Consider the following 22087-nt stretch of genomic DNA (forward strand, 5'->3'; position numbering starts at 1 on the left):
AGATGTGGGTACTTAGTTTTAGCTTAACGAACGACAAAGTGAGCTATGACGAACGTACTGCTAGAAATTGTCGGTCGGAGTTGCTAACACTCTGCTTCTAAATGTTCTGAGCAATGCGGGCGAGGACCGACTGGATGCAGTATCCAGGTGATGACCGAATCTTGGAGCTCTTAGATGAATCCGGACTGATCCTCTCTCCGGCGATTATCAGCGCGAATTTAGATATCACGAGACAACATATCTCGAACCGGTTAGCCGAGCTTGCAGATCACGGGCTTGTTCAACGTACGAGTACCGGGAGAGGACACTATCGCATCACCGACAAGGGTCGAGAGTATCTCGCGGGTGAGCTCGACGAGGACGAGATTTAGCAGAGCGAGTCAGTCCTTTCTGATCACTATCCGGTAGTGAAAGTATAAGCACACCTGTCGCCTCTCAGAGATTTGTGTATCAATTCACCCCGGATGAGATCGACCTGACTCGCGCCGACTATCAGGCGAAGCAGCAGGGAGCCAAAGACGTTCAGAAAAAGCGAGTCGGCAATCTCGGGGAAATCGCCTTCGAGCAGTTCTGTCGGGAGTACATCCCTGCGGAGATGTGGGAGTGGGAGAATGAGGAGGCGATTCGACGCTGCAACCCGGAGAGTTTCTCAGGTCACGACTTCGAAGTGTTCGGGTTCAAAGTCGACGTGAAGACTTCGCGAGACGTTTCGGCGTTCCTCCCGAAAACACTCGTCGAGAACGACTCGGACGACGACATCATCGTGATGGCGTGGCACCGCGACAACGAGGATTCGCTGATTCTCCTCGGGTGGGAGCACATGGCGGTGCTCAAGTCGAAGGTACGAACGAGTGAGCAATACTCGGGTGAGGAACCGGAGAAACTGCAACACCTTGCAGCGCAGCCGATGAACAGCCTGCAGGACCTCGGGCCGAACATGGCGTACATGAACCAGAAGCCGAAGAACCCGTTCCGTCCGGGTGACCGCGTGAAGCGGGCAGACGACGAGGAGGCGTCTGAGGCCGTCGTCGTCGAGGTGCTGCCTCCGGAGACGAAGGTCAAACTCTACGGCCAGAAAGTCGATGGCGAGGTCGTTCGTGTGGCGTTCCCCAGCTCGTTGGCTGAAGGGCCAGGCGACTGGGAAGGGATCAGCCCGGCGCTGCTCTCGTCGTACTGTGACGACCAGGATATCAAGCTCTACACATACAAGCCGGAGAATTTGGAGTTCGTCGAGTAGCCGGGTCGGAGCGCGCTCGAACCCGCAGGGGGCTGCTCGCGCGCCACCCCCCCATCGGCCCGCTCCCTACAAGGAGAGAGGGAGGGATGCACGTCGGCCGGAGCATTAAAATAGGAAACAAGTACTCACATCAATGGGTTTCAGAAAAATTCTAAGAATAACAGGCAGACAATGGGTACAAGATTGGCTGTAACTATCGCTAGATCACCCCATCGGACGAGAAATCCTCGATATTTAAGTAGTAAATCTTTCCTTGCATATTCCGTTGGAGTTACAGATTCAAAATACCGTGTCATCCAGACACGAAGGCCCACTACTGAACATATCGAGATGATCCCAGCAAGGACAATGGAACCTGAGGCGTTTTCAGCGGTGTATAGCTTTGTCAAGAAAATGACAAAAGATGCAATGGTTGCGATGTCGAAGTATCTCATTGATTGTTCATAGTCATAGCTCAATAGGGCTGTGTTCCGAATATTATCCGCACTCGCAGGACTATCACCAATTTCACTGTATTCTGGTTGTTTCTTGAACTCACCGCTGAATTTCTCCTCGCCTCCAGCTGTTGCCAATTCTACTATTATTGTTGAAATAAATGGAGTGATTTCAAGAATTAGCCCTGGATTCAGGGATATCATGTGAAATTGATCTCTGAGTAGAGAGTTGGTCCATCTCTTGCGGCTTCAGCAGCTTCTTCTGTATCAATAGTCATCGAGACCTGTATCATCTCCTTTGTTGAGCTGGGATCGGAATCTCTCTTGGCAGAGATCTCAAGCTCATATTCCTTGATATCATTTCCAAGTGAGGGAGGTACGTAGACCTCTTTTGTATATTCGTATTCTCTAGGACCTTCATTTTCATCAGGCACCAAGACTACGTCTTGATTCAGACTGCGTATGCTGATTTCAATTGTGGATAAGTGACTCCGCCAATTCGTCACACCGATTCGTTGTGTTCCAGTTTCTCCTGAGGAGAGACAGCAGATATCTGCAGTATTATCAAGACATGTCCTCACCTCAATCATGCCATATTCGTCTTTGTCTGATTGGTAGCAGGCAGTCCCAGCGAGTTGTTTCATTTCACTCATTTCTAATTTAGCTGATCGCAAATTTTGCAGTCTGACGGAAGGATTCAGTAATTAACTCGTCGGCAGTACTCATACGGTCAAGTGGCGTGATCTCGGTATCCAACCCAGTCGCAGTAGCGTACTGGACCAATGCAGATCGAAGTTCTCGGTAGTCGGCATCTGACTCTTTCACAAAGATTGTGATTTCATCGTTATCGAGCACTCTGCCGGATTCCCACGAGATCACGTAACTTGACTCCTCAGCTGTCACCCTAATGAACTGGCAGGTTTCTCTGGTGACCGAATCAGACAATTCACCATATTTTCCCCGAATCCAATCCTCAGACTCGGTCGACCTGATTTCGGTCATTGAATTTGCGGTGACCATCTCGTCACGCTCGAGCGCTCTCATAAAGCTATCAAATGAAGGGGTTTCTGACCGCCAATATATTGATAGAGAAGTATCACTAATTCGTTCTAAGGTGGCTTGGAACTCGTTCCCGATCTCCAACAGTTGTCTAACAAAACTTGTGTCTAAACCTGCAACTTTCCCTTCTCTTTGATCAACTTTGTTAATATGGCTGAAAGGACCGATTTGTGACGTATCTTCTTCCGTAAATTGAGAAGTGGTAGACTCATCAAAGAGCCGCTTGATGTCTAATGTGGACTCATCTGTATATTGTGGGTACTTTCGATACACATATTCTAGTAGATCTGAAAGCCTTTCTTGTCCGTATTCAGAATTGATTTTTTCTGCCTCGTCGAAAACCCGTTTAAACCCGTCCACTTTCTGAAGGTCAATTGCGGCTTTTACACCGTCTGGCTTGAGAGAATAATCTACTCGATAGTTGCCCGAGCTATTTTTTGTCCTGTTTCTATCAATATGTTCTCGCCGTCTCCACTCTTCAATGTCTTGCTCTAAGCGGTACGAGTACGGGCCAAACTTATATGGAACAAACTGGTAATTCTTTGGAATTTCTGATTCTTCTTGAGCTAGGAATACCAGTTTCTGGAACCGTATTGATCCCCGAATCCCCCCTCCATTCGAAGTGTGGAGGTATACTATGGGCAAGGGAGATGGCATGTCGTTCTGAAGTCATCAGACCGGACAGTACAAAAACATTGGTAAATTAGCAGTCTGTTAAACTGCTAAATGTAGTGCAAGTAATTACAAACTGGGTTCACAGGAGCTGTGTCATCTTTTCTCGAGGTCATTGTAGTAACCATCCCAATCTCGATCAGCTTCGAAGAGTCCTTCATTAAGATTCCAGGACCAAGGCGCGGTATCATCAGGATCGTACTCAACACCTGTCGGCTCCAACTCCGCAACGGGGCCGGAGAAAATTGGACTCGATGGCCGGTCGGCATCCGCAGCCCAGTTTGAGAAGAACTCAGCAACAGTCTTCTCTGACTTCCAGACACCGAGCGTCGTCAACCGCTTCCCCTCTGGATGGTAGTCCTTCCCGGAGTGAACAACGTTCAGCTGTACGTCGACGCCGAGCTTCGCCATGCGCTTCGCGACGGGCGTCCACTGCGTGGCGACCTCACGGCTGTGCGTCCGTGCGTCCATGTGCGTCGAACACTCGTCGAGCAGCACCGCCTTCGGTCGCTCGCGATGCTCGATCAGCAACTCGGTCAGCTCGTGCATCGACGTGACGCGAATGTCCGTCAGCGACCCCGCCGCGTTCGAGAGGACGAGGAGATCGTCGACGAGTTGCTTTCGCAGTTCGATCAAGAGCCAGCCGGCGTTTGTCTTGCCCGTCTCTGGGTTCCCACCGACCGAGACGAACGCTGGTGCACCGTGGTTGTCGAGCGCGCTCGATAGCTGCCCGAGCAGGCGCATTTGGGAAGCGGTCAACTCCGCTTCGGTCAGGCCGACGATGGTCGCGAGCTGTTCGCGACGACCGTCCATCACCGCGCGGGTCGCTTCCGCCGTGTGCAGCGTCGGTTCGACCTCCGAGCGCAGCGCCGATCGGGTCCAGCCGTCGACGCCCTGGAGGAACGAGAGCGCGTTTGCGTGGTCGGTGTCAGCGACGACGCCCGCATGATGATGGAGGTCGAGCGTCGTCTCTAGGTCACCGCGCGCTTGCTCAGCGAGCTTCGCCGCCGTGAACACCTGTTCGTCTACGTTCGTCATCGCGAGCCTCCGTCACAGTTCGAACAGATCACCGCGATGTACTCACCGAGATGCCAGTCGTCGACGAGTTCGAATCGAACCGGCGTCGAGCACGTCGAGCAGATCGCGTCAGTCATCGGCGGGAGCCTCCGGGTTGGTTCGTGGCAGGCCGCCGCCGGTCACGTCGCTCACGTCCAGGTCGAGTTCGGTGATGAAGTCGGTCGGCGACTCATCGTCGACGCGAGACAGCCCGCGTTCCATCCCGAGTTCGTCGAGCGCGTCGGCAATCGCCGCGTCGAGTCCGTCGCCCTCATCCGGGAGTGTACCAGCTTCGAACGTCTCGATCACTTTTCGAACGCCAGCGTGCGCAGCGCGCTGGACGATCACCCAGCCTTGGGCGTCGAGCCGGCGGCCCTTCTGGGCGTCTTCTTCGAGCTGGTCGCGACAGGTGCGGATCGCTTCGATCGCCTGGAGCAGCTCGGCGTCCGAGAGCGTGCCGCGCCAGGTGCCGCGGAACTCCTTTTCGGCGAAGTCCACGTCTCGAGTAACGATCAGATTCGGCGTGAGCCAGTACGGCGATCCTTCGGTGCACTTCCAGTTAGCCCGATAGGCCGAAGTCGGGACGAGCCACGCGCCACCGCCGGAACGGTCGTCGGCGTCGAGGTCGACGAGCAGCAGCTTCGACGGGTTCCAGAGTAGGGACTTGACGCGCGACCAGACGGGCCGTCCGAGCAGGAGCGCGGACAGGCTGGCGCTCACGCCGATGATGCGAGCGTTCCGAGGGAAGGTGATCCCGAAGGCCAGCGAGGCGACGAGGAAGCCAGCGAGCCCGGCAGCGACGACGTAGGGCCACCGTGCGACGACGTAGCCGACGACCGTCCAGAAGGTCGACTGGCGCGGGTCGCTCGCGAGATGGTCCGATGTACCCGCGCGGTTCGCTTGGGTCCGACGGTCGGCATCATCGGAGCGTTCGTCAGGCATGGGTCACCTCCCATGCGAGAACGAGCGCGGAGCCAGCGACGACGAGCAGGCCGGCGACGGCTTCGAGGACGGGGCTCATGCGATGCGCTCACCCTCGTTGGAGTCGCCCGAGACGACCGACAGCGCGCCGAGAACGACGGCAAGCGCGACGCCCAGGGCACCGCCGATGCCGGCGTCTCTCACGTCCGCGCCGTCCCACGGGCCAGCGACGATCGCGCCGCCTTGGTCAGCGTCGAGCTTGGTATAAACACCTGCGCGGATGGAGGTAGAGGTCGTGATAGATACCTCTCCGGTCGGCGAGGCGATCTCGACGACGGTCGAGCCGCGAAGCAGCTCGCGCGAGACGACCGCGCCGCGGGTCGCACCGCGTTTCGAATGCTCGACGGGTGCGGTCAGCGTGAGCGATGGCCGATAGGCGCTGCTGTTGAAGACGATCCGAAACACGCCGTCGGTGTACGACCAGCTCTCGATGTAGACGGCCGGATCACCGAATACTTGCGCTTCTCCGGGCCGCTCACCGTCGGCAGGCCCCGGCGTGTTCTCTGCGGTCGGGGTCGAGGTCGGCGACTCCTGGGCGACCGCCGCCAGCGGTGTGGCGAGCAGGCCCAGCAGGAGCAGGCCGACCAGTATGGTGCGGACCATAGGACGCGCCGCCGGAGTCGAACCGGCGAGAACCGACCGCGGGCGCGTCGAGGCAGGAAACCATGACAATTCAGAAGGGGTTCAGCTGGTCAGCGATCACCCCCTCGATCCAGTTGAGTAGGTCTCCGGCGAGCTGGTCGGCGAGATCGAGGCCAATCCCGAGAACGTCGACACCGCCGAGTTGCAGGAGGACGAGCGCGGCAAGAACGCCGTAGCTGATGAGCCCCGGCCGCGGCAGGAATCGTAGCAGGAGCCACCACATGACTCAGTCCCTCTTGGACTGCTGGCCCTTCCCGTAGGCGAGCAGGCCGATCACTGCGAGCGCGCCAAGGAGGTACTTCGGGTCGATGTTGGTCCCGGACCCGGAGGAGCCGTCAGCAGCGGCTTGCTCCTTCGCCTCCATCTCCTTGCGCAGCTCCTCGATGGTTTCCATCTTTTCGAGCAGTTCGCTCGTGTTCGAGGTCTTGTAGACGACTTTCGTGGCGGTGACGTTGTCGACGTTCGAACCGTCGGTCGAGGAGATCGCGCCGACATGGAATTCCCCGTTCAGCTCCACCTTCTTGCCGTCGGTGGTGACGAGGAACACCGGGCCGGAGATGTTCGAAGCGTTGTAGGTCGTGTTGGCGGACCAGCTGCCATTTGGCGCCTCTCGCGCCATCACGAGGCCGTGCCGTTCGACGCTGTTGTAGGTGACAGCCATCGTACCGGTGCCGTTGAGGTTCGGTGTGTCGAGGCCGAGGTTCGAGAGAGCAGCGACCGAGTTGTACAGGTTGCTGTCCTCACTGTACTCGACGCCGTAGTTGGTCATCTGATTGACCCCGGAGATCACGTCGGTGGCGTTGATCTGCCCTGAATCGAAGGCTGTCCAGGTGTTATTAACGAAGGGATCGACCTCGGCCTGAAGGCCGGAATTTTGGTTCTGGATGTCGATCCAGGTCCCTCGCCAGTCCTCACGCTGCCCGATGAACGACTCATCCTCGAAGTTGCTGTTAGGAGCCTTGAGCAGAATCCTGTAAAGACGGGACGAGTCACTCCACGACGATGCGACGTGGATTGTGGGGTACTTGTTGAACCCGTTGGGTCCCGTCGAGGAGAATTCCAAGGTCTTGACGGTGCGAGTGCTGCCGTTGGTGAGTGTGACCGAGGCGGTCCCGGTGCCCTCGAACGTGTACGACCGCTGGGAGTCGTACGAGAAGATTTGACCGGGCGAGAGGTCGGACTCGTTGACCGCGCGCTGTCGAAGCGTCTTGAACGCTACCACGGTAGCGTTCCAGCTGTCGATGAGATTCACCTGTTTGACAGCGTAGTAGTCGGCGATGGCGGTGCGAGCGTTCGACTTCGCGACCGCTTTGGCCGACCCGTTCTGGTACGACGAAGCGACGGCACTCTCGGCTTGCATCCACGCAGCTGCCTCGGTGTCGTTGAGGTAGTTGGCGAACACGGCACGTTGCTGCTCGGTCTGTGCGACGTGAGCGAGGCCAGCGTTGTAGATGTCTGAGTGCGTCTGGTTGGTGGTCGCATCACGCACCTCTTGGACAGCTCCGGCCTGATGATCGCGGGCACACTTGTCGTAGTTCGCGATGGTGAGCGAGGCGAAGAACACGAGGCTGTCGAGGTTCGAACAGTCGTGGGTCGCCGCCGCTGGTTGGACAGCGACACCACCCCCAAGAGCGGAGAACACGAGCAGTAGCGCGAACAGCGGCGCGACGATCTGACTACGGTTCGGTCGGTCCACGGTGGATCACCTCACCGCGACGGCCCACGAGACGACGGTCGCGAGGAACGCGAGCTGCATTCCCAGCGGGTCGCCCAAGCCGATCAGGAAGTCGGTCACTTCTGCGGTCAGGTGCTCGCCGAGGATCACCGCGGGGCCGATCGCGATCGCGACCTGCTCCCAAGTCTCGTAGTTCTCGAACTGGCGCGTCGACGAGCCCGCGAACGCGACGACGAACGCCCCCATCGAGACGAGCACAGCGTGTTCGGCGCCGAGCGTGTACGACAGCCACGAGAGTTCGACTGTGGCGATGCCGCCGAACTGGTAGAGCCCAGCGAGCAGGTACGCGGCGGACAGGTACGCGGGGATGGTGCGGATGTTGGCGTAATCGCCGAGCACGCCGCTCATGCGGTTCGAGTACGCCATCAGTCGTCCCTCGCGAACCGCGCCTCCTTCGGGTGGTACTCGGTCTCGTCGCCGTCTTCGTTGGTGAACGTCTGGGAGTTCTCGTCGACGCGGACGAACATCTGATTGCCCTCGACGAGCGCGGCAATCAGCTGGCGCTGGAGGGTCCGATTCATGTACATCGGGTTCCCGTCCAGCTCGATCACACCGTTGTGGCCCGCATCGGGGTTCCAGCCGGTGATCGTCCCGCTGACAGTCTCGCCGGGATCGGGGTTCAGCCAGTTGCTACCGCTCGATTCCTCATCAGTGCTGACCGGGTCGAGGTCGTCGAACGCCGGCTCGCTTTTGGACGCCATTGCAGTATCTAGTACTAGACATACTCACTTAGCCGAGCACACGGCTCGGTGAAAGTAAAATCCGAGAGGTTGAGTGAACTAGGTGGCCAGCCTAACCAGAAAACCGAACGCAGCCTATCACTCAGTTATTGATGACTCTCAGCAACATCGAGACAAATAATCAAATCGTTGAAATTCCTTCTACGGGGCAGTCTCTTCAGCGAGCGTTTGAGACGTGTCACCATTCTCAGCAGTCCAAATCACGCGGACGTACTCACCAGAAGTGTAATTCGCTGTTTTGCTGGTTCCAGCGGACACCTCTGTCCCGAATGAGACAGTCTCATTGGGAGTGGACAGCGTGACGTTGTCCGAAGCAGGGATCGTTGAGCCACCAGTGTGGGTGGCAGTCACGTCCATTGCCGTGTTGTTGTAATCAAACTGGAAGTTCGCGTTCGGTGCGGTCTGCTGCACGCTGTTCCCCAAACCGAGGACGAACGACCCGATAACCGCCGCGAGGATCACTGTGATAGCGACCATCAGGATAACCCCGATCACCGGGGAAACGGCACGGTCGTCGTCGAATAGGTTTTTGAAGTCCATGGTTTCTCTCGTACACAGCGAGCGATCAGTACCGCCAACCTCCCTGTGTTGGTTACAACTTGGCTGTCCGCTAATATATACTTAGTGTTCCAGTTATCACGAGTGAAAACAAACGTTCTACAGCAGCTGCTATGTATTTTGAAAGTCTGGTGGGCAAAGAGCCCACCTGGACTGTGGAACAGGGCAGGTAATGACTCTGCCCGGCTGTATCTTAGATGTATTATAGTATTAATTCTATTGTTCTGATTATGGTTTCTGAGACACAATGGTGCGATACGGGGCTAATAGTATCGTTGCTCCGGCGGATCCGGTCGTTCACCAGCGTACTGCATCGCCTCTCGTGGGTCACGGCGTTTGCTCAGCGGATGGTACATTAGAACGTGATCTGCAGCTTCGGGGTCTTCGAGCCCGTGAGCAACCAGATGGCCAGCCATCATCCGTGGATTGTGTGTAGCGAAGTTGCACTTACCGCAGCGCCAAGTTTCACCAGATGCGAGCGGCTTCGACAGTCGGGTTTCCTCGCGGATCTGTTTCTCCGGAAGGTGCAAAGTCACCATATCTACACCGCCGTCGCCAGGAGTGTGTTCCTCACCGTCGGCGTCGATAATCGCCTCCAGCTCCCACTCCGGTTCGAGCGGGTCAGGTCGAGTGAACCCCTTTGATTCGGGACCGGTATCACTTCCGTTGAGGAGATCGGCGACGAACTCGATGTGTGTCGGGTGAATGTCGAGGCGACCGAGCAGCGCGACCGGGGAGATCGAGGCGGACGGGTGCGCATCTATCCAGCGAGTCACACGGTCGCGGGTCCGAGCCCGAGCGAGGCTTTCGCCAGCTCGCCCAGCTGCTCGTGCGTCCGCCCAGAGTTCGTCGAGTGACGGCGGCGAGTCATTATTTGGTGGACCGTCGGGGAGGACCGCACGGAGATCGTCGTCGAAGACTGGTTTACTCATCCGTGACTGGTCGATCGCCCAGCCGGAGCCACAGCAGCGACAGACGACATCCGAGCCGTTTGCTTCTGACCAACGTACCGATTCTCCGTGTTCTTTGGATTGGGACGCCGATTCAGACTCGGCACGCTGCTGGCAGGCGTCCGCGGCGATCGCCTGGTTGACCGTCTGTGAGCGGGTGGTACGCTGGCGGGCAGTCGACCAGTAGAGCGTCCCCCACGCGAGATATTCGATCGGCCGTTCTTCGAGCCGTTCGTCGTACGAGCCGCCCATGTACGCGGCGAGGTAGGACCCGAGGTTCCCAACCTCCATGTTCACCGAGATGCAGCCGTCGTCTTCCTCCTGGTAGGAGTCGATCGCGTCGTAATCGTGTGCGCTCTTCCCAGCCGGTTCGCACACGTCCAAGTGCTTGTCTATCACGCGCTCCAGTTCGGACCCGATCCGTTCGGCGTCGAGGCCGGCGGCGTCGAGGTACGTCCCGACGTGGATGTGGGTGTAGCAAGCGTTCACGCCGGAGCCGTCGCCGAGTCCGTGAGGTTCTGCCTGGAGCCAGTACCCCCACTGGTCGGAGTCTAACCCGAGGTGATATTCCATCACGTTGCGGAGCGTGTCGCGCACGCCGTCGTATGAAAACGAGTCGTGTACGGCGTCGAGGTGGTCAACGGGCGAGAGGCGATCACCGTTCGGCGTCGAGGACGCGGAGAGCGTGATCATCGCGGTCGCGGGGCGGTCCCACGCGGCGACAGCTTCACCGCCAGACGGACGTTCGCCGCCGCCCATTTGCCGTTCGAGCGCGCGAGCCCGGGCGTACTGTTTCGCGTGATATTCCTTTCCCCAGGCATCGGTGAGCGGCAGTTCGAACGAGTCCTCTCCGTTCGAGAAGCGAGCAAACATCCCGTCGTAATCGAGATGCGCCGTGAGGAACGCAGCGAGCGCATCCGCCCAGGTGCCGGCCTCCCGCTTCACAAGCGACGTGGTACAGAAGGCCGACTCGCCGAAGGTGTCGGGTTCGACCCACTCGTCTGCCCACTCGGCTTCGGTGACGATCCGGCGGAGGCTCCGACCGTGTGAGCGAGATAGCGGGAGATCGGCCAACTTGGGATACTCTCGGCGGAACTCGGAGACGCGCTCGTGGACGATCGCGAGAACGCTATTCCCGGCTGAATCGGGAGTAGCGGGCGTTACAGAGTTAGTCTCCTTGGAAGGCCAAGACGCACCGCTGGTTGGGGTGGGTGCGTCTCCGGCAGATGGAATGTCGCTACTCACCGGTCCACCGGGTGAGAGTGACCTGCTTCGTGGCTACCGGGGAACCACCATCCGCGCGCGTTGCTCGCGCACGGCCTGGAGCCGACCGCCGCTCGTTTTCGGTCGTCCCGGTCGGGACTCCCTCATGCGCTCGGGCTGCGCGGTCGGGGGCAAGCCCCCGCTCCGCGTCGGCTCCGGCCTCGGCGCCGCTCGGGGCGCTCGCGGCGCCGCGGGCGGCCTCCGCCTCTCCCTCGCTTTGAGAGGTTGTGAGGTCGAGCGGGGCTGCGGCGATTGCCCAGCGGAGCGACGGGAGTCGGTAATCGACGGGTTCCCGACGGAGATCGGGGACGCGGAAACAGTCGGGGCACTCCCGGTACCGAGCGTGATCCGCTCGCTCGTCGGCAAGCGTGAACAGCTGACAGCTCCGACACTGGTACTCGATGTACTCGGTGTCGGTCATTCCTCGGCCCTCCAGCGTCCGGACGGGATGTACTCAGCGTACCACTCGGGGGGCGCGCAGCAGCGACACATCCCGAGCCGGGAAGCGGGATGCTGCTCGCGAGTGACGAACTTCTGGTTGCATCCCTTACAGCGGAGGACGATCGCGACCGAGGGGAGCGGAACCGACGGGTTCCACTGACTGCCGGGGTTCGGCGGGTCGCCCGGGAGACGAGGCGACATCAGTAGTCACCCCGCACGTCGGAGATCGCCGGGCGGTCGGAGCCGTCACCACGTCGACGACAGACCGGGCAGCGGTCGGTCCGGGGCGGGTCGGGTTCGACCATCCGGACGCCGCAGCGTCGACACCGATACTCGGTGCCGTTCATCGCGACACCTCCTCGATCGCGGAGCGGACCTCGGAGTCGGTCGCCTCCGTCGACGGGTGAGGGAACCGGGTGCGAGTCGCTGGATCGTAGAGGTCGCTCGCAGGAACAAACCGCAGCTCACGCACGGGGGATCACCCCCGTATTTGCGAACAGATTTGGCAGACGGCGGAGGGCCGCAACGTGGATCCCGTTTGGCTCCTCAGAAAGTGGGGGGTTCGGCGAAGGTTCAAACGCCGGATTCGGTATCGAGAGGGCCTGTACTGCGAACCTTCGGTTGGAGGTGGAACGGGCGGCGAAGGAATGGGCGCTGCAGGATTTGAACCCGCGGCAACTTGGTCCGAAGCCAAGCACTCTGTCCAGACTGAGCTAAGCGCCCGCACCAGTGAATATCTGACAGTCCCGCTTAAGTCCCGCGCTTCGAGTTGGTGGTCCGAGGCGAAAGTATATATGTCACACTCGTTTGCCATCGACTGGCGACGACGGCCACCAACGGTCGGGGCGGAGGCGGGCAGTCGGTCGGGCGTTGGTTCCACGTTGGGTTGGGTCCCGGTGTCGGGCTCTCCGGGTGGCCGCAGATCCACTGTCGGAATAGTGGCACCGGGACGTTCGGGCATCACCGCCCGAACACTCTCATTCCGTAGCTCGTCGTTCCTGGCGATCGCCGGCTCCGTCCCGCGCCCTTTATTTCCGACCGGCCGGTGACCGCGAACGATGGACGCGACACGGACGGTCGGCGGCTACCTCGAACTCGCCCGCGGCGGCAACGCGGTCGCGGCAGGTGCGCTCACGTTCGTCGGATCGTTCGTCGCTGGCGGACTCGACAGCCCGTGGGCCGTCGCACTCGCGGTGGTTGCGACCACGGCGGCGACGGGCGCGGGCAACGCGGTCAACGACTACTTCGACCGCGACATCGACGCCGTCAACCGACCGGATCGACCGATCCCGAGCGGTCGCGTCTCCGCCCGCGCCGCCGCCGCGTTCGCGACTGGGCTGTTCCTGATCGCGACCGGAGCCGCGCTCTCGCTTCCGCGGCTGGCGCTGGCGATCGCGGTGGTGAACCTTCTGGCGCTGCTGGCGTACACGCAACTGTTCAAGGGGCTGCCGGCGGTGGGGAACGTCGTCGTCGCGTACCTCACCGGCTCGACGTTCCTGTTCGGTGCGGCCGCGGTCGGCCCCGTCGCGCCGCCGACGTGGACGCTGTTCGGGCTGGCGGCCACGGCGACGTTCGCGCGCGAGGTGGTGAAAGACGTGGAAGACGTTGCGGGCGACCGCGAGGAGGGGCTCCGAACGCTTCCCATCGTCGCCGGCGAGCGCCCGGCGCTGGCGCTCGCGACGGTCGCGATGGCGACGGCGGCGCTTGCGAGTGCGCTCCCGTACATTGACGGCACATTCGGCGCGGCGTACCTCGCGATCGTCGTACCCGCGGACGCCGCGATGCTTGGGGCGACCGCGTGGGGATTTCGGGACCCGCGAGCGGCCCAGCGGTGGATCAAACGCGGCACCTTCCTCGCGGCGGCCGCGTTCGTCGCGGGGCGAGCCGCGACGGTGCTCGGGTGAGCGCCGGGTGCGGTCACGTCGTCCATCCAATCATAAAGAATAATACCGGCTCACGGCAACAACCCTATAGTTGGATGACTTCAGGCGAGACGGAGCGAACGACGAGCCCGCGAGAGCGCGCCGTCTCCGCCGACGCGTCTGCGAGGGCTTCCGATGTATGAGGTCGAGGCGCTCGGGACTGAGATCGATCCCGGGTCGAACGTTCTCCTCACCGGACCGGCGCTGAGTGGAAAGCGCGGACTCGCGCTCGACGTGCTCGCGGAGGGAACGCGCAACGGCGAAGGCGCGATCATGGTGACGACAAAGGACTCGGCCGATCGGCTCCTCTCGCAGTTCGAGAAGCGCGAGCCATACGAGGGCCGTCCCATCGCCGTCGTCGACACGGTCACCCGGCAACAGGGCGTCAACGACGTGCGCGACAGCGACCGGATCAAGTACACCTCCTCACCGGTCGACATGACCGGCATCGGGATCAAGCTCTCGTCGTTCCTGGAGGCGTTCTACAAGGATCGCGGTATTCGGAAAAACCGCGTGATGGTGCACTCGCTGTCAACTCTCCTCATGTACTCGGACCTGCAGACCGTGTTCCGGTTCCTCCACGTGTTCACCGGGCGGATCCAGAGCGTCGACGGGCTCGGGCTGTACTGCATCGACTCGACGGCCCACGACGACCAGACGATGAACACGCTGAAGCAGCTGTTCGACGGAATCGTCGAGACCAGCGAGGACGCCGAGCCCTCTGTCCGGTTTGCGAACGCCTGACTCGCGAACGCCTGTGGCCGGGGTCGGCGCACGAACGCTTTTGTCCCGAGACGGCGCATCTCCGAGTATGCCGCTCACCGACGACGACGGCCTGCGCGAACTGCTCTCGATGGACCCCGTCGCGGTCGTCGGCTGTTCGAGCACGCCCGGCAAGGCCGCCCACGACATCCCGAAGTACCTGCAAGCACACGGCTACGAGGTGATCCCCGTAAACCCATACGCCGACGAGATCCTCGGCCATGAGGCGTACGACTCGCTCGCGGACGTGGAATCGGAGGTCGAGCTCGTCGACGTGTTCCGCCCGGGCGAGGAGGTGCCCGGCATCGTCAACGACGTGGTCGCACGCCGCGAGGACCGCAGCGACGTTCGGGCGATCTGGCTCCAGTTGGGGATCACCCACGACGAAGCGCTCGCGCGCGCCGAGGACGCCGGTCTGCTCGCGACGCAGAATCGCTGTATGAAGGTCGAACACGGCCGACTGATGGGGTAGGAGAGGGAACGCCTCCCCGTCCGACCGTCGGCCCGTGCGTCCACTCACCGGACCGACCGCCACTCCGTGTAGCCGTCGGTCAGAACGACTGCTCGTCGTCGCGTCGCTCGCCCCCGTTGCCGCGGTCGTCGTAGCGCTTCCGCCCGACGAACGCGTCGTCTACGAGGCCGGCCACGGTGTCGTGAAGCTCCCCTGGTGAGGCGAACTCGGTCGTCTCGGTCCGCTCGAGCACCGCCCCGACCGTGGTGTCCTCGCCGTTCGGTGCCTCCAGCCGGACATCGCCGACGCGGTCGTCGACGGTCTCGCGGTCGACCGGGAACGAGAGACGGTCGTCGAACGCCTCGCGCGCTTCCGAGAGCTGCATGTGTCACAAGACGTGGTCGCGCCTGAAGTATCTGGTTTCCGGCGGCGCGTCGATCTCGTCCGGCCGGTCTAGTGCCGGAGGGAACCGTCGCGGGACGGTCCGGTGACGCGCGGTTTATCAGGGCGCCGGTCGAAGCCGCCGCCATGACCGCCCACGCCCCGAACCGGAACGCGCTGTGGGGTCGCGTCGTCGCCGACGAGCTCGCGGCGGCGGGCGTCGACGCCGTCTGCGTCACCCCCGGGTCGCGCTCGACGCCGCTGACCGTCGCGTTCGCAGAGCACCCCGATATCCACGTGTTCTCGCACCTCGACGAGCGCGCGTCCGCGTTCTTCGCGCTCGGCCGCGCCCGGCGAACCGGCGAGGTGACGCCGCTGGTGTGCACCTCCGGCACCGCCGCCGCGAACTTCCACCCCGCGGTGATGGAGGCGGCGAACTCGCGGGTGCCGATGCTGCTGCTCACTGCCGACCGACCGCCGGAACTGCGCGACTCGGGCGCGAACCAGACCGTCGATCAGGAGAAGCTGTACGGCGACGCCGTCCGCTGGTACAAGGACCTCCCGGAGCCGGAGGCCGACGACCGGAAGCTCCGGTCGCTGCGCACGGACCTCGCGCGGGCCGTGTCGACCGCGGAGGGGACCCCCGCGGGGCCGGTCCACCTGAACGCCCCGTTCCGCAAGCCGCTGGAGCCAGTGGAGGTCGAGGGCGACGTACCCGACGACCTGCCGACGCTCGCCGCGGAGGGACGCGACGGCGACCCGTTCGTCTCCACGACCGCCGGTCACCCGATGCCGGATGACCGCGACCTCGAGCGACTCGCGCGAGCGCTCTCGGTCGAACGCGGGCTGATCGTCGCCGGGCCGGCCGACCCGCCCGGCCCGGACCCGCAGGCCGTCACCGCGCTGGCGCACGCGACCGGCTTCCCCGTGCTTGCGGATCCGCTCTCCGGGCTCCGCTTCGGCTCCTCGGCCCGCGTCGCGCCGATCCTCGGCGGCTACGACGGCTTCCTCGCTGAGGGCACGCCCGACGGGTGGCCCCACCCCGAGGTCGTGGTACGCTTCGGCGCCTCGCCGACCTCGAAGTCCCTCCGGAAGTACCTCGCGGACACCGACGCGCGCCAGCTGCTCGTCGACCCCGCCGGCGGCTGGCGCGAGGCGGAGTTCGCCGCGACCGACCTGGTCGTCGCCGATCCGTCGCGGCTGTGCGGCGCGCTCTCGCGGCGGGTCGGGCAACGCTGCGGGGCAAGAGCGGGGAGCGCGTCCGACTCCACCGCGTGGCGCGAGCGCTGGGAGGCCGCCGAGGCCGCCCACTGGGACGCCGTCGACGCTACCGTCGACGGGGACCGCTTCTTCGAGGGGCGCGTCCTCGCCGACGTAGCCGAGTTGGCGCCCGAGCCGTCGACCGTGTTCGTCTCGAACTCGATGCCCGTGCGCGACGCCGACCGGTTCGCCGCGCCCGCGGCGACGGGGCTGACGATGCTCGGGAACCGCGGCGCCTCCGGCATCGACGGCATCGTCTCGACGGCGCTGGGCGCCGGGTCAGCGACGACGGACGACCTGACGATCGTCACCGGCGACCTGGCGTACTACCACGACATGAACGGGCTGCTCGCGCTGGCGCGCTGTGACGTGGACGCGACGGTCGTCCTGATCAACAACGACGGCGGCGGCATCTTCCACATGCTCCCCATCGAGGAGTTCGACCCGCCGTTCACCGGACAGTTCAAGACGCCCCACGGCCTCGACCTCGAGGCGACCGAGGACCTGTACGACCTCTCGTTCGCGCGCGTCGACGGCGACGACCGGGAGGGCTTTCGCGACCTGTACCGCGAGAGCGTCGCGAGCGCCGGAACGGACGTGATCGAGGTCGCGAGCGACGCGGCGGCGAGCCACCGCGTTCGCGAGGACATCGCCGACGAGGTTGCCGGGCGCGTCGCAACCCTGGACTGAGTCGACGGGCCGTCGCCGAAGCGGGTCGGGCCTTCCTCAGAGACCGATCTTCCCGACGCCGCCCGCGGTGGTGGCGACGTACGCGCCGTCGGGGCCGGCCGCCGGGGTCGGCGGGTAGTCGCCGGGGATCGTCGCCCGCCACAGCTCGGTCCCGTCGTCGGTTCGCGGAGTTCTCGTGCGTCCGCCCTCGGGGCCGACGTAGCCGGCGAGTCCGACCCCGAGAAGCGCGCCGCCACAGAGGCCGAGCGCGTCGCGTCTGGAGGGCATCGTTCCCGGAGTTCACTCCAGCCGACATGGCTCTTGTGGGGAGCGAGCGAACCGAAGCGCGGCGTCGCCGCCGGCGACACGCGCACCTTTTTGCGCGTTCGTGCCGCGCATCCGGTATGAGCGACGCAGACGACCCGACCGCCGTCTCGGAGATATTCGACCCCGACCGCTGGGAGCCGGTCGACGGCAGCGACGAGTTCGACGACATCACCTATCACCGCGCGGTCGACTCGCCGACCGTCCGCGTCGCCTTCGACCGCCCGGAGAAACGGAACGCGTTCCGGCCGGGCACGGTCGACGAACTGTACGCCGCGCTCGACGACGCCCGCAAGCGCGCCGACATCGGCTGTGTCCTCCTCACCGGGAACGGCCCCTCCTCGAGGGACGGCGGCTGGGCGTTCTGCTCGGGCGGCGACCAGTCCGTGCGCGGCGAGTCGGGGTACGAGTACCGCGACGACGACGAGGCCGACGAGTCCGACGACGAACTGGTTCAGGAGGCGAAGGCGGGCCGCCTGCACATTCTGGAGGTCCAGCGGCTCATCCGGTTCATGCCCAAGCCCGTCGTCGCGGTCGTGCCGGGGTGGGCCGTCGGCGGCGGCCACTCCCTGCACGTGGTCTGCGACCTCACGCTCGCCAGCGACGAGCACGCGAAGTTCCTCCAGACGGACCCGGACGTGGCGAGCTTCGACGGCGGCTTCGGCTCGGCGTACCTCGCGAAGCAGGTCGGCCAGAAGAAGGCGCGGGAGGTGTTCTTCCGCGGGAAGACCTACTCCGCCGAGGAAGCCGTCGACATGGGGATGGCCAACGAGGCGATCCCGCACGAGGAACTGGAGGACGTGGCGCTGGAGTGGGCCGACGAGATGACGAGCAAGTCGCCGACGGCGATGCGGATGCTGAAGTACGCGTTCAATATGACCGACGACGGCATGGTCGGCCAGCAGGTGTTCGCTGGCGAGGCGACCAGACTCGCGTACATGACGCCGGAGGCGCAGGAGGGGCGGGACGCGTTCCTCGAAGGCAGGGAGCCGGACTTCTCCGGGTACCCCTGGCACTACTAACGAACCGCTTTTCACGGGGGCCTCGCGAGCCTCCGGCGCGCTCGACCCCCGCCAAAACCCGTTCATGACAAAAGGCCGCTCGCTCGGCCTCCGGCCTCGCTCGCGGTACAATTACTGGTGCTTTCCACACCGCCTCCGCGACAGCACCGCTACCGCCTCCGCGACAGCACCGCTACCGCCTCCGCGACAGCACCGCTACCGGTACCTACTCCCGCGGATCCCACCCCGCGAACTCGTCGCCCCCCTCCAATTCCACGTCGAGCGCGTCGAGGACGCCCGCCAGCGCCGTGTAGCCGTTCGCCAGCGACGCGACGCCGACAGCCGTCGAGTCGTCGCGGGCGGCGACGAACTCGTCGTGGAGCGCGTCGTCGACCTCGCGGCCGAGTGCGGCGTGGGCGTACCGCAGCAGCAGCGCCTCGTCGTCCCCAAACGCGTCGAAGTCGCCGTCGGCGATGGCGGCCATCTCGTCGTCGGCGACGTCGGCCTCGCGGCCGATCCGGACGTGCTGGTGCCACTCGTAGCGACAGCCGTTCTCGGCGGAGGCGAGCAGGATCACGAGTTCCCGCTCGCGCTCATCGAGGCCGCTGGACTCCCACAGCGACGAGAGGAACGCGCGGGTCCCCGCCAGCACCTCCGGGTTGTTGCCGAGGGCGGCGTAGACGTTCACGGGGCGTCCCTGAAGCTTCGAGACGACGAGGTCGCGGTACTCCTCGGGCAGGTCCTCCGGGTCGACGTACGGAACGCGGGCCATGGCCGTCGGTCGGCGGCGGGGGACAAAACCGCTCGCACCGGTGAGGGACCGGGAAGCCCACCCTTCTTGCCCCGTCCGCCCCAGTCCCCGCCAATGAGCACGGAGACGAGTCAGCCGGACATCTCCAGACGCCGGGCGTGGGTGATCGCGGCGCGCCCGCAGACGATGCCGGCGGCGCTGGCGCCCGTCCTCGTTGGAACCGGACTGGCCGTCCGCGACGGCGTGTTCGCGCCCCTGCCGGCGCTCGTGGCGCTGGTCGGCGCGGCCCTGATCCAGATCGGGACGAACTTCGCGAACGACTACTACGACGCCGAGCGAGGCGCCGACACCGCCGACCGCGAGGGATTCACCCGAGTGACGGCGGGCGGGCTCATCGACCCCGCCGAGGTGAAGCGCGCGATGTGGCTCGCGTTCCTCGCGGCGATCCTCGTCGGCGCGTACCTCGTCGCCGTCGCCGGGGTGCCGATCATGATCGTTGGGCTCGTCTCGGTGGCGATGGGGGTCGCCTACACCGGCGGGCCGTACCCGCTCGCGTACCACGGCCTGGGCGACGTGTTCGTGTTCGTCTTCTTCGGCCTCGTCGCCGTCACGGGCACTTATTACGTGCAGGCGGCCGCCGCGCTGGGCGTCGAGTTCCTCACGCTCGTCCCGCGCGCGGAGCTGGTCCCCGTCGCCGCGCTCGTCGCCTCGCTGCCGATCGCCGCCATCTCGACAGACATCCTCGTCGTCAACAACCTCAGGGACAGAGAGGAAGACGCCGAGGCGGACAAGAACACGCTCACGGTCCGGTTCGGCTACGGCTTCTCGCGGGCGCAGTTCGTCCTCCTGCTCGCGATGGCGTACGCGATCCCACCGGTGTTCGCCGCCTCCACCGGTGACCTCACCGTGTTGCTGCCGTTGGCGACGTTCCCGCTCGCCGTCCCGCTCACGTGGACTGTCCTCACGGAGACGGCGGGCGACGCCCTCAACCCCGCGCTGGAGCGGACCGGGAAGCTGCTCGCCGCGTTCGCGGCGCTGTTCGCCCTCGGGCTGGCGCTGTGAGCGTCGTCGCCCTCCGGGAGTTCTCGCTCGACCTCGCGGCGCCGCTGGCGACGGCCGCGGGCGACATCGAGGCCAGGGAAGGACTGCTCGTCCGGGTCGACCTCGGCGGCGAGACCGGCGTCGGCGAGGCGACGCCGCTGCCGGGGTGGACCGAGTCGCTCGCCGACTGTCGCGCGGCGCTCGAACGCGCCCGCGACGAGGGAACCCCGCCGGTCGCAGCGACGCCCGCCGCGCGCCACGCGGTCACGCTGGGGTACCGCGACGCGTTCGCGCGGCGGGCGCGTCGGCCGGTCGCGGCGACGCTGGCCCGCGAGCCGGCGGGCGCGGGCGGTGACGACGGTGACGGCGCCGCCGCCTCGATCCCCGCGAACGCGACCGTCGGCGACGCGTCCGTCGCCGACACCGTCGCCGCCGCGGAGGCCGCGGTCGAGTCCGGCTACCGCACGGTGAAACTGAAGATCGGCGCGAGGTCGGTCGCGGAGGACGTCGAGCGGGTCCGCACGGTCGCGGACGCGGTGAGCCCTCTCGAAGGCGACGAGGCGGTCGCGCTCCGGGCCGACGCCAACGGCGCCTGGGGTCGTGCGACCGCGCGCGAGGCGCTCCAGGCACTCGATGGCCTCGTCGAGTACGTCGAACAGCCGCTGCCCGCCGCAGACCTCGCGGGGCTCGCCTCCCTCCGCGGCGCGGGCGCGCCCGTCGCGCTCGACGAGTCGCTGACGCGGTACGGCGTCGGCGAGGTGATCGAGGCCGCCGCCGCAGACGCGGTCGTGCTCAAGCCGATGGCGCTGGGCGGTCCCTCGCGGGCGTTCGCGGCCGGACGTGCGGCCGCGGCCGCCGGTGTCACGCCGGTCGTCACGACGACCGTCGACGCGGCGGTCGCGCGGACGGCGGCGGTCCACGTTGCGGCCGCGCTCCCCGGCGGCGACGAGCGCGCCCACGGCCTCGGCACGCGGGACCTCCTCGCCGCGGACCTCCTCGCCGCGGACCCGGTCCCCGTCGAGGGCGGCCGGGTCGACGTTCCGACCGAGCCGGGGCTGGCCGGCGACGCGTTCGACGGCGTCATGTGAGTGACCCGTCTGACTCCCGCCCCGTTGCGTCCCGTCGCCTCACTCCTCGACGACCTCGACGACGCCGACCATGCCGAGGGTCCTGTGCGGGGTGCAGTAGTACTTCGTTACGCCCGGCTCGGAAAACTCGCGGGAGAACGTCGCGCCTTGGGCGGCGTAGTACGGGCTCTGGAAGCCACCGTCCTCGTCGACGACGTTGTGACGGCTGCCCGCGCCGGTCCATTCCCAGGTGACGGTCGTTCCCGGGGAGACGCGGACCGCCGCCGGGTCGTACGCGAAGCCGTCGCCGGCGCCGACTCGCACCGTCGCCTCGTCGGCGCCCGTCCGGTCGGCGACGCTCCCGTCGTAGCCGCTCGCATCCGCGAGCCAGCCGTCGTACCGCTCGGTTCCCGCGTCCCCGCCGGCCCCACCGCCGCCTCCATCGCCGTCGCCGTTCGCACCGGTGCAGCCGGCGACGCCCGCCGCCGCGGTCGCGCCGACGGCCGCGAGAAGTCGCCGCCGCGTCGTCGCCGGTCGGCCGCGGACGCGTCCGGTCGTCGTCGGATCGCTCATGCATGGCCGTCGGCACCGCACGGCCATGACGCCACCGACTCGCGGCCGCGCTGCGGCGCCACGGACCGCTCGCGCGCGTCCACCTTCGTGAACGACCGGGAAAGACTTTAGCCGGGA

The 22087-nt window shown here is 64.4% G+C and carries 24 protein-coding genes, 1 tRNA gene and 1 pseudogene; 9 read left to right on the forward strand and 17 right to left on the reverse strand.

Translation table 11 applies throughout. The annotated features are described in order from the left end of the window. Positions 1-134 precede the first annotated feature (134 nt). Complete coding sequence (locus BUE16_RS10330) at positions 135-371, forward strand: winged helix DNA-binding protein (protein WP_321166973.1); 237 nt, start codon at positions 135-137, stop codon at positions 369-371. Between the two features lie 74 nt (positions 372-445). After that, positions 446-1234, forward strand: a pseudogene (locus tag BUE16_RS10335) (hypothetical protein); the annotation flags it as partial. Between the two features lie 143 nt (positions 1235-1377). On the opposite strand, the gene BUE16_RS16365 reads toward BUE16_RS10335, so the two are convergent. The 13 genes from BUE16_RS16365 to BUE16_RS10390 form a co-directional block, all read right to left on the reverse strand. After that, positions 1378-1875 (reverse strand): hypothetical protein, encoded by a 498-nt coding sequence (locus BUE16_RS16365; RefSeq protein ID WP_143165410.1) that lies wholly within the window; start codon positions 1873-1875, stop codon positions 1378-1380. Beyond that, positions 1872-2315: a hypothetical protein gene (locus BUE16_RS16370; protein ID WP_143165411.1), complete on the reverse strand. Its 444-nt coding sequence runs from the start codon at positions 2313-2315 to the stop codon at positions 1872-1874. The genes BUE16_RS16365 and BUE16_RS16370 overlap by 4 nt, the downstream gene beginning before the upstream one ends. Before the next feature lie 16 nt (positions 2316-2331). Continuing rightward, complete coding sequence (locus BUE16_RS16375) at positions 2332-3387, reverse strand: hypothetical protein (protein WP_143165412.1); 1056 nt, start codon at positions 3385-3387, stop codon at positions 2332-2334. Between the two features lie 111 nt (positions 3388-3498). After that, on the reverse strand, positions 3499-4440 hold the full coding sequence (locus BUE16_RS10340; protein ID WP_073309326.1) for a hypothetical protein: 942 nt from the start codon (positions 4438-4440) through the stop codon (positions 3499-3501). Positions 4441-4548: 108 nt separating this feature from the next. Then, positions 4549-5400 (reverse strand): hypothetical protein, encoded by an 852-nt coding sequence (locus BUE16_RS10345; protein WP_073309328.1) that lies wholly within the window; start codon positions 5398-5400, stop codon positions 4549-4551. 75 nt (positions 5401-5475) lie between these two features. Next, complete coding sequence (locus tag BUE16_RS10350; RefSeq protein ID WP_073309330.1) at positions 5476-6042, reverse strand: hypothetical protein; 567 nt, start codon at positions 6040-6042, stop codon at positions 5476-5478. A gap of 70 nt (positions 6043-6112) precedes the next feature. Then, positions 6113-6304 (reverse strand): hypothetical protein, encoded by a 192-nt coding sequence (locus BUE16_RS10355; protein WP_073309332.1) that lies wholly within the window; start codon positions 6302-6304, stop codon positions 6113-6115. 3 nt (positions 6305-6307) lie between these two features. Continuing rightward, positions 6308-7777, reverse strand: a complete 1470-nt coding sequence (locus tag BUE16_RS10360) for a hypothetical protein (protein ID WP_073309334.1) — start codon at positions 7775-7777, stop codon at positions 6308-6310. A gap of 6 nt (positions 7778-7783) precedes the next feature. After that, the gene (locus tag BUE16_RS10365; RefSeq protein ID WP_073309336.1) at positions 7784-8182 is read right to left on the reverse strand and encodes a hypothetical protein; all 399 of its coding nucleotides are present in this window, start codon (positions 8180-8182) and stop codon (positions 7784-7786) included. After that, the gene (locus BUE16_RS10370; RefSeq protein ID WP_073309338.1) at positions 8182-8517 is read right to left on the reverse strand and encodes a hypothetical protein; all 336 of its coding nucleotides are present in this window, start codon (positions 8515-8517) and stop codon (positions 8182-8184) included. Before BUE16_RS10370 ends, BUE16_RS10365 begins: the two co-directional genes overlap by 1 nt. Positions 8518-8697: 180 nt before the next feature. Then, entirely contained in the window at positions 8698-9096 is a 399-nt protein-coding gene (locus tag BUE16_RS10375) for a type IV pilin (RefSeq protein WP_073309340.1), read from the reverse strand. Positions 9097-9377: 281 nt separating this feature from the next. Continuing rightward, entirely contained in the window at positions 9378-11138 is a 1761-nt protein-coding gene (locus BUE16_RS10380; RefSeq protein ID WP_321166974.1) for a hypothetical protein, read from the reverse strand. A 1278-nt stretch (positions 11139-12416) separates the two neighbouring features. After that, a tRNA-Arg gene (locus BUE16_RS10390) sits at positions 12417-12491 on the reverse strand. 335 nt (positions 12492-12826) lie between these two features. Here BUE16_RS10390 and BUE16_RS10395 point away from each other — a divergent pair. The 3 genes from BUE16_RS10395 to BUE16_RS10405 all read left to right on the forward strand — a co-directional run bounded on the left by BUE16_RS10395 (position 12827) and on the right by BUE16_RS10405 (position 14924). Next, a complete protein-coding gene (locus BUE16_RS10395) occupies positions 12827-13672 on the forward strand; it encodes a geranylgeranylglycerol-phosphate geranylgeranyltransferase (protein ID WP_073309344.1) in 846 nt (281 codons plus the stop codon). Positions 13673-13825: 153 nt separating this feature from the next. Then, positions 13826-14434: an RAD55 family ATPase gene (locus tag BUE16_RS10400; protein ID WP_073309346.1), complete on the forward strand. Its 609-nt coding sequence runs from the start codon at positions 13826-13828 to the stop codon at positions 14432-14434. 67 nt (positions 14435-14501) lie between these two features. Next, positions 14502-14924 carry a CoA-binding protein gene (locus BUE16_RS10405; protein ID WP_073309348.1) on the forward strand — a complete coding sequence of 141 codons (423 nt, stop codon included), beginning with the start codon at positions 14502-14504 and terminating at the stop codon, positions 14922-14924. Between the two features lie 79 nt (positions 14925-15003). Here the strand turns inward: BUE16_RS10405 and BUE16_RS10410 are convergent, their stop codons facing one another. Continuing rightward, entirely contained in the window at positions 15004-15288 is a 285-nt protein-coding gene (locus tag BUE16_RS10410; protein ID WP_073309350.1) for a DUF5789 family protein, read from the reverse strand. Between the two features lie 143 nt (positions 15289-15431). Between BUE16_RS10410 and menD the strand changes: the two genes are divergently transcribed. After that, positions 15432-17234 carry a 2-succinyl-5-enolpyruvyl-6-hydroxy-3-cyclohexene-1-carboxylic-acid synthase gene (menD, locus tag BUE16_RS10415; RefSeq protein ID WP_073309353.1) on the forward strand — a complete coding sequence of 601 codons (1803 nt, stop codon included), beginning with the start codon at positions 15432-15434 and terminating at the stop codon, positions 17232-17234. A gap of 36 nt (positions 17235-17270) precedes the next feature. On the opposite strand, the gene BUE16_RS10420 is transcribed toward menD, so the two are convergent. After that, complete coding sequence (locus BUE16_RS10420) at positions 17271-17501, reverse strand: hypothetical protein (RefSeq protein WP_073309355.1); 231 nt, start codon at positions 17499-17501, stop codon at positions 17271-17273. A 116-nt stretch (positions 17502-17617) separates the two neighbouring features. Here BUE16_RS10420 and BUE16_RS10425 point away from each other — a divergent pair, with 116 nt between their 5' ends. Next, complete coding sequence (locus BUE16_RS10425) at positions 17618-18559, forward strand: 1,4-dihydroxy-2-naphthoyl-CoA synthase (protein WP_073309357.1); 942 nt, start codon at positions 17618-17620, stop codon at positions 18557-18559. Between the two features lie 205 nt (positions 18560-18764). Here the strand turns inward: BUE16_RS10425 and BUE16_RS10430 are convergent, their stop codons facing one another. Next, the gene (locus BUE16_RS10430; RefSeq protein ID WP_073309360.1) at positions 18765-19310 is read right to left on the reverse strand and encodes a carboxymuconolactone decarboxylase family protein; all 546 of its coding nucleotides are present in this window, start codon (positions 19308-19310) and stop codon (positions 18765-18767) included. A 93-nt stretch (positions 19311-19403) separates the two neighbouring features. Here BUE16_RS10430 and BUE16_RS10435 point away from each other — a divergent pair, with 93 nt between their 5' ends. Both BUE16_RS10435 and BUE16_RS10440 read left to right on the forward strand, forming a co-directional pair. After that, positions 19404-20351: a 1,4-dihydroxy-2-naphthoate polyprenyltransferase gene (locus BUE16_RS10435; RefSeq protein ID WP_073309362.1), complete on the forward strand. Its 948-nt coding sequence runs from the start codon at positions 19404-19406 to the stop codon at positions 20349-20351. Then, complete coding sequence (locus BUE16_RS10440; protein WP_073309364.1) at positions 20348-21418, forward strand: enolase C-terminal domain-like protein; 1071 nt, start codon at positions 20348-20350, stop codon at positions 21416-21418. Before BUE16_RS10435 ends, BUE16_RS10440 begins: the two co-directional genes overlap by 4 nt. 39 nt (positions 21419-21457) lie before the next feature. On the opposite strand, the gene BUE16_RS10445 is transcribed toward BUE16_RS10440, so the two are convergent. After that, entirely contained in the window at positions 21458-21970 is a 513-nt protein-coding gene (locus BUE16_RS10445; protein WP_073309366.1) for a halocyanin domain-containing protein, read from the reverse strand. Between the last annotated feature and the right edge of the window lie 117 nt (positions 21971-22087).

The sequence above is a fragment of the Halobaculum gomorrense genome (assembly GCF_900129775.1).
Taxonomy (GTDB): Archaea; Halobacteriota; Halobacteria; order Halobacteriales; family Haloferacaceae; genus Halobaculum; species Halobaculum gomorrense.